We start from the raw sequence: 15726 nt of genomic DNA on the forward strand, positions 1-15726 counted from the left end.
CCGGCTGGAGGACGTTTCGTGTCGTTGATGTTGACCGTGGTCGAGGGGGACGGTGACGCGTTCGACGTCCACCTCGACGCCGACCCCGACACGCCCGTGGGCGCCGTCGCGGAGGCGCTGGCCGGGGCGGGTGGCGTCCACCGGCCCCCGGAGGGCCTCGGCCTGTACGCCGGCGACCGGCTGCTGCCCGCGGATCTGCGGCTGCGGGACGCGCCGCTGCACCAGGCGGCCATCGTGGGCCTGGGCCGCCCGGCGGGCACCGCGTCGGCCGAACCGGCCGGGCTGGTGGAGGTCCGTGCGGTCGGCGGGAGCGGGGCGGGCGCGGTGCACCGGCTCGACCTCGGCGAGTACCGGATCGGACTGGCCCACGACGGGACCGCCCAGGTGCTGCGCGCCGTACCGGACCGCCCGTTCGCCGTCCTGACCGTGGGTCCCGCGGGCCGCTGCCGGGTGGCGCCCGACGCGGCCGCGCCGGACGGCGGCCCCGCGCAACTGGACCGCGTGGACCTCACCGGGCCCACCGCCTGGCCGCCCGGCGCCCAGCTCCTCGTCGGCGGCTGCCTGCTCGAACTCGCCCTCCCGCAGCGGCCGGACGCGGCCGTGCAGCCGTCGGAGGACGGCACCGGCCGGGACTACAACAGGCCGCCGCGGCTGCGGCCGGCCGAGAACGCCACCCGCTTCACCCTGCCCTCGCCGCCCGGCGCGCCCGCCGCCCGGCCGCTCCCGTGGATCACCGCGGCCGCCCCGCTGGTGATGGCGGGGGTCGGGGCGCTGGCCTTCGGCCGTATGCAGATGCTGTTCTTCGGGCTGCTCTCCCCGGTCGTGATCATCGGCAACTACCTGATGAGCCGGCGCAACGGACGCCAGTCGCACTCCGACGAGGTCGCCGCCTACGAGGAGAAGAAGGCACGCATCGAGGGCGACGCGGAGCAGGCCCTGACGGCCGAACGCACCGCCCGGCGCCGCGGCTTCCCGGACCCGGCCGAGGTCGTGCTGACCGCCGTCGGCCCCCGGCGCCGCCTCTGGGAACGCCGCACCTCGGACGCCGACTTCCTGGAACTGCGCATCGGCACCGCCGACCTGCCCTCCGACGTGGTGCTGACGGACCCGACCAAGGACGAACACCGCCGCCAGGACCCGTGGACCGCCTACGACGTCCCGGTGACCGTCCCGCTGCGGGAGCACGACGTGCTGGGCATCGCCGGCGAGGGCCCGGCCGCGCGCGCCGTGGCCCGGTGGGCCATCGCCCAGGCCGCCGTCCTGCACAGCCCCCGTGACCTCCAGATCCACCTGCTGACGACCGGCGGGCCGGGCCGCGACGGCTGGTCCTGGCTGCGCTGGCTGCCGCATGTGCGCAAGAGGTCCGGCGACACCCCGGCGAGCATCGGCTACGGCACCGAGACCTGCGCCCGGCGGGTCGCCGAACTGACCGCGCTGATCGCCGAGCGCGCCGGACGGGAGGACCGCCGGAGCCGGACCGCCGGGCCCGACGTGCTGGTCGTCCTCGACGGGGCCCGCCGGCTGCGTTCGCTGCCCGGCGTGACGCAGATCCTGCGCGACGGACCGTCCGTCGGCGTCCGCGCGGTCTGCCTGGACGCCGAGGAGCGGCTGCTGCCCGAGGAGTGCCACGCCGTCGTCACCGAGGAGCCCGGCGGAACCGTGCGGGTGGGACGCTCCGGGCGGGGCACCGTCGGGGGCATCCGGCCCGACGTGGTGTCCCTGGACTGGTGCCGCTCGCTGGCGCGGGCGATGGGGCCGCTGCGGGACCCGGGCGGGGACGAGGAGGAGGCCGCGGTGCTCCCCGGTTCCGCGCGGCTGCTCGACGTGCTCGCCCTCGACCCGCCGCGGGCCGACGGCATCCGGGCCCGCTGGACGGCCGGGGGCCGCTCGACCCGGGCGGCCGTCGGCGTCTCCCTGGACGGCCCGTTCTTCCTGGACCTCAAGCGCGACGGCCCGCACGGGCTGGTCGCCGGTACCACCGGCTCCGGCAAGTCCGAACTCCTCCAGACGCTGGTCGCCTCGCTCGCGGTGGCGAACCGTCCGGACGCGATGACCTTCGTCCTCGTCGACTACAAGGGCGGCTCCGCGTTCAAGGACTGTGTGGACCTGCCGCACACCGTCGGCATGGTCACCGACCTCGACGCCCACCTCGTCGAGCGGGCCCTGGTGTCCCTGACGGCGGAACTCACCCGGCGCGAGCACATCCTCGCCGCGGCCGGCGCCAAGGACATCGAGGACTACGTCGAGCTGCTGGAGCGCGACCCCGCGGGCCACACCCCGATGCCCCGGCTGCTCATCGTCATCGACGAGTTCGCCTCGATGGTGCGCGACCTGCCGGACTTCGTGAAGGGCCTGGTCAACATCGCGCAGCGGGGCCGCAGCCTCGGCATCCACCTGATCCTGGCGACCCAGCGCCCCAGCGGCGTCGTCTCCTCGGAGATCCGCGCCAACACCAACCTGCGGATCGCGCTCCGGGTGACGGACGCCGGCGAGAGCCAGGACGTCCTCAACTCCTCGGAGGCCGCCGGGATCTCGCAGAGCACACCCGGCCGCGCCTATGTGCGCTTCGGCCAGAACTCCCTCGTGCCGTTCCAGTCCGGACGGGTCGGCGGGCGGCGGCCCGGCGCCGCGGCGGTCTCGCTGCCCGCGCCCTGGGCGGTGGCGGTCGGCTGGGAACGGCTCGGCGAGCCGCTGCCGTCCCGGCCCCGCGCCGTGGCCGCCCCCGCCGAGGTGGAGACCGACCTCACCGGACTCGTCGCGGCGATCCGCGAAGCGGACCGGGAGATGGGCATCCCCGCGCAGCACAGCCCCTGGCTGCCGCCGCTGCCCGAGCAGCTGGTCACCGCCGACCTGCCGCCCGCCCCGCCCTCGGACTACGACCTCGCGCCGGTCGCGTACGGCGTGGTGGACCTGCCCGCACAGCAGGCCCGGCTCCCCCTGGTGATCGACCCCGCGACGCTGGGGCACCTGCACATCATCGGCTCGCCCCGGCAGGGCAGGTCGCAGACCCTGCGCACCATCGCCGGGAACCTGGCGCGGGTCCACTCCCCGGCGCAGCTGCACCTGTACGGCATCGACTGCGGCAACGGCGCGCTGCTGGCCATGGAGGGGCTGCCGCACTGCGGCGCCGTCACCCAGCGCACCCAGCCCGACCGGGTGGCCCGGCTGCTCGCCCGGCTGACCGCGGAGCTGACCCGGCGGCAGGAGATGCTCGCCGCCCGCGGCAGCGCCGACCTGACGGAGTTGCGCCGTGCCCTGCCGGAGGACGAACGGCCGCCGCACCTCGTGCTGTTCCTCGACCGGTGGGAGGTCTTCGACAAGCAGCTCGGCGAGTACGACGCCGGGAACCTGCTGAACTCCGTGCTGACCCTGCTCCGGGACGGCGCGAGCGCCGGCATCCACCTGGTGATGACCGGCGACCGGGCGCTGTTCTCCAGCCGGGTCAACAGCTCCACCGAGGACAAGCTCGTGCTGAAGCTGAACGAGAAGTCCGAGTACGGGATGATCGGCATCACCCAGCGGAACGTGCCCGACGAGATCCCGCCGGGCCGCGCCTTCCGCGCCGCCGACAAGGCCGAGGTGCAGATCGCGCTCCTCACCGGGAACCCGGAGGGCCAGGCGCAGGCCGCGGCGCTCCAGGAGATCGCCGAGGAGTGCCGGCAGCGGGCGGCTCATCTGCCCGCCGCCACCCGGCCGTTCCGCGTCGACACCCTGCCGGACCGGCTCACCTTCGAGGAGGCCGCCCGGTTCGTCCCGGCCAGGCGCTCCGCGCGCTGGGCGCTGGCCGGCGTCGGCGGCGACGAACTCACCGCCGTCGGACCGGACTTCACCGTCACCCCGACGTTCCTGGTCGCCGGTCCCGCCCGCTCGGGGCGCAGCACCGTCCTGTCGACGCTGGCGCTTGCCCTGCTCTCGGCCGGCACCCCGGTCGTGGTCGGGGCCCCCGCCCGCTCGCCGCTGCGGAACCTCGCCGGACGGCCCGGCGTGCTCGCGGTGTTCGACGGCTCCGACCTCGACCCCACGGCCCTGGAGACGGCCCTGGCCGCCGCGCCGGACGGGGCCGTGGTGCTCCTCGACGACGCCGACCTGCTGCTGAAGACGAAGGCCGAGCCGGTCCTCACCCAGATCGCCAAGTCCGGGGCCGAGACCGGCCGCGGCCTGGTGATCGCCGGGCAGACCGACCGGCTCTCCTCCGGCTTCTCCGGCTGGCACACCGAGGCCCGCCGCAACCGGTGCGGCCTGCTGCTGAAGCCGCAGAACATGAGCGACGGCGAGCTGGTCGGCGTCAAGGTGCCCCGCAGCCGCCTGGGCGCCACCCGCCCGGGGCGGGCGATCCTGCACCTGGGCGACGGGGTGCTGCGCACGGTCCAGGTCCCGGAGACGGTACTCCCGGCAACCGAGGACTGATCCCCACGGGTTGCGCGACAGAGGGCTCCTGCCGACGGGTTCGGCGGGAGCCCTCTGTGGTGTGCGGACGGCGTTCGCTACTGCGCGATGCGCCGGCGTTGAACGTCGTCCCCGTTCAGATCCTCCGCGTCGAGCAGGAAATGCCCGGTCCCCTCGGACCACCATTCGTCGCCGATGGCGACAATGACGTGGGAGGCATCGATAAATCACGGGAGTCACCCGTGAATCCAGGAATCCTGCTCGGCCCTCAAATCCTCCGGTGTCACCTCGGATTCGATAAGGTTCGCGGCATGAGAATCGGCGTCGCCCGAGTCACTTCGTGTTGCGTACTTGCCAGCCTTCTCCGTACATGTGGGCGCCCTGCTTGTCGTACACCGTGGCGTAGCACGAGAGGTACTCGGGAATCAGCGACGAATAGTTCCGATCGATGTCGGCGGCAACCTGGCCAGTGGCCCCCAGGTCCGCCCCGGTGACCTTCCCGTAGTGCGCGATGACCTCGTACTCCACCGTGTTTCCTGCTGCCACTTCTCTCTTTACAGTCCGTTCGATGGAGTTGAGGTGGTTCAGGTTTCCTGTCTTCGTCAACGGGGTCAAATTGCTCAGGGTGTGGCCCGGCCCGCCGAGATGCTCGTTCAGCAGATGTCCTTGCACCATCTGCTTCTGGAACCATAGCGCTGTGGGCCCCTTTCCGGTCGGCCACCAGGTGGGCTTGACCGTCGGGGACTTTCCGGTCAAGTTGGAGTTGGGCCCCAGCTTGACCTTCATGGAGCTGCCGGCGCCGTTGGTCAGAGGGCCGTACGTCGCAGTGCAGGGCGCGAGGCCGAGGGGGTCGGTCCACGCCAGGGGATTCTTGACGTAGGTGTGGTGGTTGAGGGCGGGTTTGAGGCCGAGCGGGTCCGGCGTCGTGTAGCGGGCGGTCTCGGGGTCGTAGTGCCGGAAGTAGTTGTAGTGCAGGCCCGTTTCGGGGTCCTCGTACTGCCCCGGGAAACGCAGCGGTGTGTGAGCGATCGCGTTCCGATTGCGTGTGGTGACGCCCCACAGCGTGGCACGGGAGCGCCAGGCGATGGTGCCCTGCTCATCGACCAGTTCGGTGGGGGTGCCGACGAGGTCGGTGACGATGGCGAAGAAGCGGGAGTCGAACTCGTCCTGGCGTCCCGGCTTGCGCTCCAGCTGCGTGAGGGGGCGGTGGCCGTCGTGGTCCCAGGTGAGGATGACGCCGGTGGTGCCGTCCGTCTGCTCGGCGAGGCGCGTTTCGTCCCAGGTGAAGCGCACCGCTTCGGCCGCAGTGACGCCGTCCTCCGCCATGCGGTACTTGGCGGTGCGGCGGCCCATCGGGTCGTAGGTGTAGTGCCACCGGGTGCCGTCGGGGGTGACGCAGGCGACGAGGTGGTCCTCGGCGTCCCACTCGTAGCGCCAGGTGTCGGGCTTCTTCGACAGGCGGCGCTTCTGCCGCAGCACCATGCGGCCCGCGTCGTCGTATTCGTACCGGACCGTGCCGGCGGAGAGCAGACGGGTGTCGGTGTAGGTCCGGGAGCCTCGGGCCTCGGTGCGCGGCGCCTTGTCGGGCCAGTTGGCCACGGTCTGGTTGCCTGCCTGGTCGTAGGCGTAGGACTCGGTCCAGCCTTCGGCGGTGACCGTCAACGGGCGTCCCACCCGGTCCAGTTCCATCTCCTTGCTCGTCCCCGTCACCTCGTCGGTGATGGCGGAGACGTAGTTGTCCGCCCGGTACGCGTAGGTGCCGGCCCGAACGACCCCGCCCGGGGTGGTAAGCCCCTGTGCGACGGGGCGACCAGCCATGTCCCAGGTTGTGGTCATGGCGACCTGCGAGGCGGTCGTGCCCAGTGCGCGGACGAGTTCATGGCCGAGGAGGTCGTGAGCGAACTCCATCCGGTGGCCGTCGGAGGTCAGGGAGGTACGGTTGCCTGCCTGGTCGTAGGCGAGTTCGGTGTACGCGCCGGTGGGCGTGGTGCGGGAGGTGCGACGCCCCATGAAGTCGTAGGTGTAGCGGGTGGTGCGTCCGTCGACGGTTTCCGACAGCAGGTTCCCCGTGATGTCCCGCTCGAAAGTGAGCGTGGAGGTGGGGGACACCGCGCGGAGGAGCGCGCCTGCGGCGTCATAGGTGTAGTCGGTCCGCACCCCGGCCGCGTCCTTGGACGTCAGCTGACCGAGTTCGTTGTACGTGTAGCCGATCTCCTCGCCGAGCGGTGTCGTGCGGGAGGTGATCCGGCCCAGCGCGTCATGGGCGTATCGGATTTCGCGGTTGTCGAAGTCGACCTCCTTGATGAGACGGCCGACGCGGTCGTAGGTGTAATCCCAGTTCAGGCCCTGCGGGTTGGTGACTCGGGTGGGGCGGAGCTCGGCGTCGTAGACGAAGGTGGACCGGGCGCCGTCGGGGTCGGTACGCGCTGCGAGCCGGTCGAAATGCGTGTACTCGAAACGGGTGGTGGCGCCTGCGGGGTTGGTGTGCGTGAGGCAGTTGCCCTCGCCGTCCCAGGTGAGGCGTTCGGTGCGGCCATCGATTGCTGTGCGCTCCGCTACGCGGCCTTCGACGGTCCATACCGTGCGGGTGATCGCACCCAGTGGGTCGGTGAGGACGGTGGGGCGGCCGAACGAGTCGCGTTCGAGCAGGGCGGTTCCGCCGGAGGCATCCGTGATGGAGAGGGGCAGACCGGCGGCGTCGTTGTCATACGTGGCTGCTGCGCCCGAGGCGTCAGTCGCGGTCGCGATGGCACCTGCGCGGTCGTGGGTGAACCTGAGGGTGCCCCCGTCCGGCCCGGTCATGGCAGTGGGATTGCCCCGCTCGTCGTACGCACAGTGCCAGGTCGTCCCGTCGTGACCGGTCGAGGAGAGCGGGAGGTTCAGCTCGTTGTACGTCGCCGTGGACCGGCTGCCGTCCGGGAGTTCGATGACGGTGGGGTTGTGGGCCCGGTCGTACGCGAAGCGGGTGGTGTGGCCGAGGGCATCGGTGCGGGCGAGGAGGGCGTCGTAGCGGTCCCACTCGGAGGTGGTGGTGTGGCCCAGCGGGTCCGTCTCACCGACGACCTGGTAGAGGTCGTTGAGCTGGTAGACGGTGGTGGCGCCGCAGGCGTCGGTGTAGTGGGTGCGGTGCTCGACCGTGTCGTAGGACCACTGCGAGGAGAGGTAGCCGTCGGGGCCGACGGTCTCGGTGACGCGGTTCTCGTCGTCGTAGACGTAGCGGTACGTGGAGGCGTTCCGGTCCGTCCAGGAGGTGATGCGGGACTGCTCGTCGTAGCCGAAGAGCAGGGGCCGGCCGGAGGAGTTGACGACGTGGGTGAGGTTGCCGTCCGCGTCGTGCTCGTAGGACATGACCTCGACGGGGCCGTCGGGTGTGGCGACCGAGAGGCCGGTGACCAGGCCGGCGATGCAGCGGACGTCGACGCGGTAGCCGCCGGAGTGCAGCAGCGTGGTCGGGGTGCCGTCTTCCAGGCGCTCGACGGTGACCTCGTTGCCGTTGCGGTCGTGCCAACCGCTCAGCCAGTACAGGCCGTTCTCGTCGTCGGGGTGGTCCGCGAAGGTCCGCACGAGACCCGTGTGCGGGTCGGCGACGCGATAGGTGGCTCGGTCCTCGGTGCCGGTTCCCGCACGGGCCAGCGGGAGACGCGGACCTTCCTCGGGCAGCACCCCCTCGCGCTCGCCCGATTCGGCACCGGGAAGCCCCGTGTAGAACAGAATCGACCCGTCCTCACGGGTCCATGACACCCGCCCCCGCTCGTTGACCTCCAGGCGCTCGTCGAGGGCGGAGGCCCAGGAGGGGCCGAAGAACTGGCCGTAGCGGTAGGACGACAGATACGTACGGGAGACCGCGAGCGGCAGGATGCCGGGCAGCGCCAGATCGGTCTGCTGCAACAGCATTTCGCCGCTGGCCACATCGACCGGGTCGGTCGCGCACGTGCGCTTGTCGACGCCGCGGCCGGTGAGACGGGAGTCCGGCGATTTGACGGAGTTGGGCTTGACGTTCTTGAGGGCCGAGCCGATCCCCTTGACGCCCTTGAGGAGCGCGCCGCCGCCCGCGACCAGGCCGACGACGTCGAGGACGATTTCGCCGATGTTCCAGTCGCCGGTCTCGGCCATGATCGACATGTTGATGCCCAGTGATGCCGCGCCGGCGACGAAGGCCCCGATGGTGAGCGCGATCCCGAGTCCTTGCAGGCCGGGTACCAGCATTGCCAGCACGCCGAGCACGGCGCTGATGATGGCGAGGGCCTTGCTGAAGGCCTTTTTGATCTTGTCCCAGAGGCTGTAGCCGTCGACGGATTCGTCGCGGGCGTCGTCCAGTTTCCCGGCGGCGACGGCGGCGTCTTCCTCGCGGATCTGGCGGGCGTCCTCGGCGAGCATGCGGGCGGCGTCGAGGTCGGCCTGGGCGTCGTCGGCCTGTGCCTGGGCGCTGGACTGTTTGCTGTGGGCCTCGTCGAGGGCGCGGCGGGTGCTGGCGCGGGCTTCCTTGTCGTCCGGCGGGTGCTTCTGGCCGTCGAGGTGGCTGATGTCGGCGCCGGCCGCCTTGACCACGTCGGTGGCGGACTCAAGGCGGTCCTTTGCCTCGCGTCCCTTCTCCAAGGCGTTGTCGGCGTTGCGCTGCTGATCACGTAGCGAGTGGACGTAGGTGTCGAGCGCGCCGGCGGCCTGGTCGTAGGAGCTGTGCAGCTTGCGCACCTGGTTGGCCAGGTCGCCCAGCTTGTCCCGGAGTTTGTCCATCGTCTTGCCCTCGCCGACCTGGTTGTTCTCCAGGCCGGAGACGAGGGGCAGGGCGTCGCCCGCATTGTCGGCGACGGAGCGGTACTGGCGGGCCAGATCGCCGAGCATGTCCGCATCGCCGGGGGTCGGGTCGTCCGAGAACCCGAAGACGTCTTCCCAATCGGACACCGCTGGACGCGCCATGGTCGCGACCTCACTTTCCCTGTGCTGCGTCGGTCGTGTCGGCTGCGTCGCTCGTGTCGGCCTGGCCGTCGAAGCGGAGCGACTCGGCGATCGCGTCGAAGACCTCGTAGAACTGCTCCGCCAGATCCACGTTGGGAGTGGAGCTGGCGATCACCAGGTAGTCGTGGGTGTGGGGCACCGGGACGAGGGTGTGCCGCACCGCGGTGGGAACCCGCTTCCCCTGGTAGTCCACGTCCTCGACGCGGGAGATCCGCCCGGCCGCCCCGGCATGCGGCAGTTCCACCAACTCCACCTCGCCGGGCGGCAGTCCGGTGCCTTCCGCCTCGGTGCCGAGCTGCACGCCGGCGGCCATGACGAGGTCCGCCAGATCCTCCGACTCCCCCTCGGGAACGGTGATCCGCAGCACCACCGTCGTGGCGCTGAGCACCAGCGGCCCGCTGCCCGCGCGGAGAATCCTGATCATTCCCGAGGCTCGCAGCGCACCCTGCGCATGCGCCTCGCGGGCGATGCGCCGGGTGTCGCGGATCAGCCCGTCCACCCGCTCGCGGGTGAGCTGGGGGGACTTCTCCACCTGTGCCTCGATGCGACGGCGGATCGACGCGTCCCGCGTGCTCGGGTCGAGGTCGAGATGCCACCACGCATCGGGGAACCTCAGACTGTATTCCGCGGGCGCGGCCGCCTCCGGCTGCTCCGTGGTCGGTTCCGACATGGCGCTGTTCCCTTCGGCGCGACGTTCTTCCGTCACGCGTCCTGCTGGTCGCTGTCCAGCGACTTGATGGTCTCGTCGTCCGTCTGCGTGAAGTTCTCGACGATCGTGTCCGTGTTGTCGGCGAACGTCTTCACGTTGTCGTGAACCCGCTCGTGACCCGCCACCCACGCCTTGTCGAACGCGTCGAGGGCGTCCGCGAGCGTGCTGTCGCCGGCCATGCTCTTGAAGTCCCCCGAGCCGCCGGCGGCGTGGTAGAGCGTCGCGGAGTTCCCGATCAGATCCCCGATGTTCTGGAGCTCCTTGACGGTGTCCTTGAGGTCCTGCACGGGAACGCTGATGCGCCCCATCGGTGCCTCCTCTCCTGCTCCGGCCGTCCGGGCCCGCCCTCACCGGGAGGACGGGGCCGGACGGTGCGGGGCACGTCAGCCGATGGAGCCGGACGTCTGGTCGTCGGTGTCGACGAAGGCGTCGGCGACCTGCTTGATGAACTCGCTGACGCCCTGCAGGCCCTCGATCGCCTTCTCGGTGCCGTTCTTGTACTCCTCCCAGTACGGGCGGAACTTGGTCTCCGAGCCGGGGGTGGCGTAGGCCGCCTCGACCATCTCGTCCATCTTGGTGTTGGCCTCGTGCAGGCTCTGCTGCATCAGTTCCTTCTGGTTCTGCAGCCAGGTCGCCGCCTCCCGCATCTCGTCCGGGCTGATCTGGATGTTGCCGCCGGCCATGCCGATTCCTTCCCTCGCTGCGTAACGCCGCGGCCAACTGGGCCGCACACACGGGGCTGTACGGGGCACCCGCCGAGGCGGTTCACGCCTGTTGCGGAACGGTGACGAAAGCCGCGGGCCAACGCGCTGACCAGCGCACCTCCCCGCCGAACGGCCCTGCGGCGCGCCGTCCCCCGTGATCCGGACAAGGCCCGGTTCTCCGGCCCCGGGCCCCAACCGGGAAGCGGGCGACGGGAGTCGAACCCGCGCGCCGAACCCGGGAGCCAACGGGGCGTGTGACGCAGCACACGCAACCCACCGGCGGTCCGGCGTGGTCGCTGAGGCATGCTGCACTCAACTTCCCTCCCCGCCACCGCCGGTGTGCCGGTGCCGGACACCGTCGACCTGACGGTGGTGGTGCCCGCGTACAACGAGGAGCACCGGCTGCCCCGGACCCTCGATGCGATCTGCCGCTATCTGCGGTCCTCGCCCGGCCGGCACGCCGGCTGGGAGCTGATCGTCGTCGACGACGGGTCCACGGACGCCACCGCGGCCGCGGTCCGCGAGGCGGCGGCGGCCGAGCCGAGGATTCGGCTGCTGGGGGCGCCGCCGGACCCCGGACGGCCCGCCTCGCCCGCGCGCAACCACGGCAAGGGCCACGCGGTGCGCCTGGGGGTGCTCGCCTCACGGGGCGGCCGGGTGCTGGTGACCGACGCCGATCTGGCCACCCCCATCGAGGAGCTGGCCCTGCTGCATGACCGGCTCGACGCGGGATACGGCGCCGCGATCGGGTCCCGCGCGCGGGAGGGCGCCCGCGTCGAGGTGTGCCAGCATCCGCTGCGGAAGCTGCTCGGCCGGGTGGGGAACCGGGTGATACGGGCGGTGGCGGTGCCCGGAGTCCGTGACACGCAGTGCGGCTTCAAGCTCTTCGACGGCGACCGGGCACGCGCGGTCTTCGGGCGCTCGCGGGTCGACGGCTGGGGCATCGACGTCGAGATCCTGCGGATGTTCCACGAGGCGAGGTGGCCGGTGGCCGAGGTGCCGGTGCGCTGGGCGCACCAGGCGGGGTCCAAGGTGCGCGCGCTGGACTACGCCGGAGTGCTCCTGGAACTGGTGCGGCTGCGGGCGCGCGGCGCCCTGCGGAGGGTGCGGCCCGCCGACCGGCTGGTGGTGCTCGGCTATCTGCTGCTGTCCGGGTGGCTCTTCAAGGGGCTGTGGACCGGCCTCGACCGGAGCTACCTGGCTGACAGCGGGCAGGACCAGAACCAGTGGGAGTGGTTCTTCGCCGTCACCGCGCACCATGTCTTCGAGCTGCACGACCCGTTCTTCACCACCCTGCAGAACCATCCGCTGGGCGTGAACCTGATGGCGAACACCGCCATGCTCGGGCTGTCCGTCCCGCTGGCGCCCGTCACCGCCGTCTTCGGACCGGCCATGACCTGGGCGCTGGTGCTGACCGGCGGCCTGGCCGCCACCGCGGCCGCCTGGTACTGGCTGCTCCTCAAGCGCTTCGTACGGTCGCGCCGGGCGGCCGCGCTCGGCGGGGCCCTGTGCGCCTTCGCACCGCCGATGATCTCGCACGCCAACGCGCACCCCAACTTCGCCGTGCTGTTCATGATGCCGCTGATCACCGACCGGCTGCTGCGGCTGTGCGAGGCGCGCGGCGAGGACGGCGGCGGCCAGGAGGGCGGCGGCCAGGACGGTGGCGGCCGGGGCGACGGCGGCGGAGCAGCTCGCCGCCGTACCGTCCGGGACGGTGTGGTCCTCGGCCTCCTCCTGACGTACCAGGTCTTCCTCGGGGAGGAGGCGCTGCTGCTGGCAGCCGTCGGCCTGCTGCTCTTCGCGGTGGGCTACGCGGCCGGCCGCCCCCGCGTCGTCCGGACGGTCTGGCGCCCCCTGGCCCGCGGCCTGGCCGTCGCCGCGGGTGTCGCCTCGCTGCTGCTCGCCTACCCGCTCGGCCGGCAGTTCTTCGGCGCCCAGAGCTACACCGGTGTGCTGCACGGCTCGACGGGCAACTCCCCGCGTGCGCTGGTCGAGTTCGCGGGCCGCTCGCTGGCGGGGGACCCGGCCACGGCCGACGCCCTCGCCCTCAACCGCACCGAGCAGAACGCCTTCTTCGGCTGGCCACTCGCCGTGCTGACCGTCGTCGTGGTGGTGTGGCTGTGGCGCCGGCCCCGGGTCCGCGGGCTGGCGGCCGCCGCCTCCGGGGCGCTGCTGCTGTCCCTGGGCCGCACCATTCCGGTGCCGGGCACGGACATCACCCTGCCGGGGCCATGGCTGCTGCTCCACGACCTCCCGCTCTTCGAGTCGGTCATCGAATCGCGGATGGCGATGGCGGCGGTGCCCGCGCTCGGCATCCTCCTGGCCCTGGCCTGCGACCGCTGGGAAACCCAGGCCCGGCCCGCCGGTTCCACCGGGCGCGTCGCCGCCGACGACCGGGCGCTGCGGGCCGTGGGGTGGGCGGCCGTCGCCGCCGCACTCCTCCCGATCGTGCCCACACCGCTGTCCACCGCCGACCGGCCCGCCGTCCCCGCCTTCCTCGCCGACGGCACCTGGCGCGCGTTCGTACCGGAGGGCCGCACGCTCGTCCCCGTGCCGGTGCCCGAGCCCGGCCGCACGGAGGCCCTGCACTGGCAGACCACCGCCGGCCTCGGCTTCCCGCTGCCCGGCGGCTACTTCAACGGACCGTACGGGCCGGAGCGGACCGGCATCTACGGCCCGGTGCCCCGCCCCACCTCCGCCCTCCTCAAGGAGGTCAGCCGCACCGGCCGGGTCCCGGACATCGGCCCGGCGCAGCGCCGGGCGGCCCGCGAGGACCTGCGCTTCTGGCGGGCCGGAGCGGTCGTGCTCGCTCCGCAACCGGGAGACCAGGCGCTACGTCTCACTGTGCAGCGGCTGATGGGGGCGCCGGGACGGTGGACCGGCGGCGTCTGGGTGTGGCAGGTCCACGGGGACACCGGCGCGGGATCGGAAGCGGCCTGAACGCGAGAGTGTGAGCGGCACAACATGACCGAGACCGGCTCCAGGGACCGCACGGAGGCCGAGCAGGCGTACACGGAGTACGTCTCCGCCAGGCTGCCCACGCTCCGCCGCATCGCCCACCTGCTCTGCAAGGACCCCCACCGCGCCGACGACGTCGTGCAGACCGCCCTCACCAGGCTGTACGTCCACTGGCGGCGCGCCCGCGCGGCCGACGACCTGGACCGCTATGTGCACACCATGCTCGTCCGGTGCTTCCTCAACGAACAGCGGCTCGCATGGGCGCGCGTGCGCCTGTCGGGATGCCCACACGAAACCCCGGGGCTGCCGCCCGCCGCGGGCGTGCCGGACATCGAGACGCGCACCGTCGTCCACACGGCGCTCTCGCGCGTCCCGGCCCGGCAGCGCGCCGTGCTCGTGCTGCGCTACCTGTGCGATCTGCCCGTGGCGGAGGTGGCCGGCATCCTGGGCTGTTCGGAGGGAAACGTGAAGAGCCAGTCCGCCCGCGGCCTCACCCGGCTGCGTGCCCAACTCGGCGGTCAACTCCCCGTGTCCGCGGCGTCCATGAGGGAGGCGTAGCGGCCGTGCACGACGACGAACTGGAACAGGAAGCAGCCCAGCTCCTCGCCCCCCTGCGCACCCTCGAACCGGCTCCCGGACGACCGGGACCGGACATGGCCCGCGCCATACGACAGGGACGCCGACGGACCCGCGTCCGCCGCACGGCACTCCCAACGGCCGCAGCAGCCCTGGGCGCAGCAGTCGCCCTGACCCTCTTCCTGACCATCCAAGCCCTGCCCACCCCCCACCCCACACCACCCGCCAACCACCCACCCACCCCCAACCCGGCCCCGTCAGCCGTCCGGCCCCCACCCCCGAACGCCACGGAACCACCACCACAGGCCCCCAGCCCATCCCCGGGCCCCACCGACACACCGACCGCCACACCGACGGCCACGTCAACCGATACACCCACAGCCCCCACCCAAACCCCCTTGGGTGCGGGGTCTCCCATGGGGTGGAGGTCTCCCTCGGGCACACCGACGCCGCCCTCAGGCGCACCGGCATCAGGCTCACCGACGTCAGGCACCGCGCCCTCCGAACACCCGGCCCGGAGGGCGCGGGCCTGGTGACGCGTCACCTGAACCGGCCCCCACAACAATCAAGGCCCAGGCCAGGGACCTGGGCCTCAACTACGGACCGGGCAAAGCGAATCGAACCCACGCACCGAACCTGGGAATCAACGGAACCCGGCACGACCATCCTGACGCCGCCCGGCGCAGTCAGGAGTCAGGAGTCAGGAGTCAGGAGTCAGGAGCCAGGAGTCAGCTGGGCTGGTCTCCGGTGTAGCGGTAGATCCCCCCATCGGAGTTGACGTGCCAGACGGTCCCGTCGGCGGCCACGCCGATGTCCACTGCCTTGCCGGGGATGCCGACCCAGGGGTTGGCGTCGTGTCCGGCCCGAACGCCCTCAGGGTGGCGTCGACAAGCGAGTCGGCGTATGCGGCGGTCAGCGGACCGCTGCGGTGCAGCCAGCGCTGGAAGAGGGGGGCGTAGAGCACCAGGCCGTGTTCGCCGGAGTGGAGCGTGCGGCAGCCGCGTTCGGCGGGCTGGACGTCGTCGTCAACAACGCCGGCGGAATGCTCTACGGCATGGTGGAGGAAGCCACGGAGGAGCAGATCCGGGCGCATCTGGAGCTGAACTTCTTCGGCGCCGTGTGGGTGGCCCAGGCGGTCCTTCCCCACCTGCGCGCCCAAGGCGGGGGACGGCTCCTCCAGGTCACCTCGATGGGCAGCGGCCGCGGCATGGCCACCGTCGGCTTCTACGGCGCAGGCAAGGCCGCGCTGGACTCGGTCAGTGAGGCACTGGCGATGGAGGTCGAGGGGTTCGGCATCACGGTCACCATCGTGCAGATGGGCGGCTACAACACCGGCCTGTTCACCGCCGGCACCACGACCACCGAACCTCTGGCGCGGTATCACCCCCTGCGCACCGAGATGGAGGCGAGGTGGGGCGACGCCGTCCCCCCCGGAGC

The 15726-nt window shown here is 72.0% G+C and carries 8 protein-coding genes and 1 pseudogene; 4 read left to right on the forward strand and 5 right to left on the reverse strand.

The annotated features are described in order from the left end of the window. Positions 1-27 precede the first annotated feature (27 nt). Entirely contained in the window at positions 28-4407 is a 4380-nt protein-coding gene (locus tag ACWC9R_RS04160; protein WP_450728876.1) for an FtsK/SpoIIIE domain-containing protein, read from the forward strand. Positions 4408-4719: 312 nt separating this feature from the next. On the opposite strand, the gene ACWC9R_RS04165 is transcribed toward ACWC9R_RS04160, so the two are convergent. The 4 genes from ACWC9R_RS04165 to ACWC9R_RS04180 all read right to left on the reverse strand — a co-directional run bounded on the left by ACWC9R_RS04165 (position 4720) and on the right by ACWC9R_RS04180 (position 10734). Further along, positions 4720-9288, reverse strand: coding sequence for a DUF6531 domain-containing protein (locus tag ACWC9R_RS04165; RefSeq protein WP_450728843.1), 4569 nt, complete (start codon positions 9286-9288; stop codon positions 4720-4722). 25 nt (positions 9289-9313) lie between these two features. Further along, complete coding sequence (locus tag ACWC9R_RS04170) at positions 9314-10012, reverse strand: hypothetical protein (RefSeq protein WP_450728844.1); 699 nt, start codon at positions 10010-10012, stop codon at positions 9314-9316. Positions 10013-10044: 32 nt separating this feature from the next. Next, positions 10045-10359 (reverse strand): hypothetical protein, encoded by a 315-nt coding sequence (locus tag ACWC9R_RS04175; RefSeq protein ID WP_450728845.1) that lies wholly within the window; start codon positions 10357-10359, stop codon positions 10045-10047. A gap of 75 nt (positions 10360-10434) precedes the next feature. Further along, complete coding sequence (locus tag ACWC9R_RS04180; protein WP_018092348.1) at positions 10435-10734, reverse strand: WXG100 family type VII secretion target; 300 nt, start codon at positions 10732-10734, stop codon at positions 10435-10437. A 324-nt stretch (positions 10735-11058) separates the two neighbouring features. Here ACWC9R_RS04180 and ACWC9R_RS04185 point away from each other — a divergent pair, with 324 nt between their 5' ends. Both ACWC9R_RS04185 and ACWC9R_RS04190 read left to right on the forward strand, forming a co-directional pair. Continuing rightward, entirely contained in the window at positions 11059-13695 is a 2637-nt protein-coding gene (locus tag ACWC9R_RS04185; RefSeq protein WP_450728846.1) for a dolichyl-phosphate beta-glucosyltransferase, read from the forward strand. A gap of 24 nt (positions 13696-13719) precedes the next feature. Then, positions 13720-14271 carry a SigE family RNA polymerase sigma factor gene (locus ACWC9R_RS04190; protein ID WP_450728847.1) on the forward strand — a complete coding sequence of 184 codons (552 nt, stop codon included), beginning with the start codon at positions 13720-13722 and terminating at the stop codon, positions 14269-14271. On the opposite strand, the gene ACWC9R_RS04195 is transcribed toward ACWC9R_RS04190, so the two are convergent. Continuing rightward, positions 14232-14483, reverse strand: a complete 252-nt coding sequence (locus ACWC9R_RS04195; protein WP_450728848.1) for a hypothetical protein — start codon at positions 14481-14483, stop codon at positions 14232-14234. The genes ACWC9R_RS04190 and ACWC9R_RS04195 overlap by 40 nt on opposite strands. Before the next feature lie 788 nt (positions 14484-15271). On the opposite strand from ACWC9R_RS04195, the pseudogene ACWC9R_RS04200 reads away from it, so the two are divergent. Then, positions 15272-15586, forward strand: a pseudogene (locus tag ACWC9R_RS04200) (SDR family NAD(P)-dependent oxidoreductase); the annotation flags it as partial. Between the last annotated feature and the right edge of the window lie 140 nt (positions 15587-15726).

The sequence above is a fragment of the Streptomyces sp. NPDC001219 genome (genome assembly GCF_053597915.1).

Bases quoted from the DNA above. Each gene is read 5' to 3' on its own strand.
- ACWC9R_RS04160 (WP_450728876.1), top strand. From the start codon at position 28: ATGTTGACCGTGGTCGAGGGGGACGGTGACGCGTTCGACGTCCACCTC.
- ACWC9R_RS04170 (WP_450728844.1), bottom strand. From the start codon at position 10,012: ATGTCGGAACCGACCACGGAGCAGCCGGAGGCGGCCGCGCCCGCGGAA.
- ACWC9R_RS04175 (WP_450728845.1), bottom strand. From the start codon at position 10,359: ATGGGGCGCATCAGCGTTCCCGTGCAGGACCTCAAGGACACCGTCAAG.
- ACWC9R_RS04180 (WP_018092348.1), bottom strand. From the start codon at position 10,734: ATGGCCGGCGGCAACATCCAGATCAGCCCGGACGAGATGCGGGAGGCG.
- ACWC9R_RS04185 (WP_450728846.1), top strand. From the start codon at position 11,059: ATGCTGCACTCAACTTCCCTCCCCGCCACCGCCGGTGTGCCGGTGCCG.
- ACWC9R_RS04190 (WP_450728847.1), top strand. From the start codon at position 13,720: ATGACCGAGACCGGCTCCAGGGACCGCACGGAGGCCGAGCAGGCGTAC.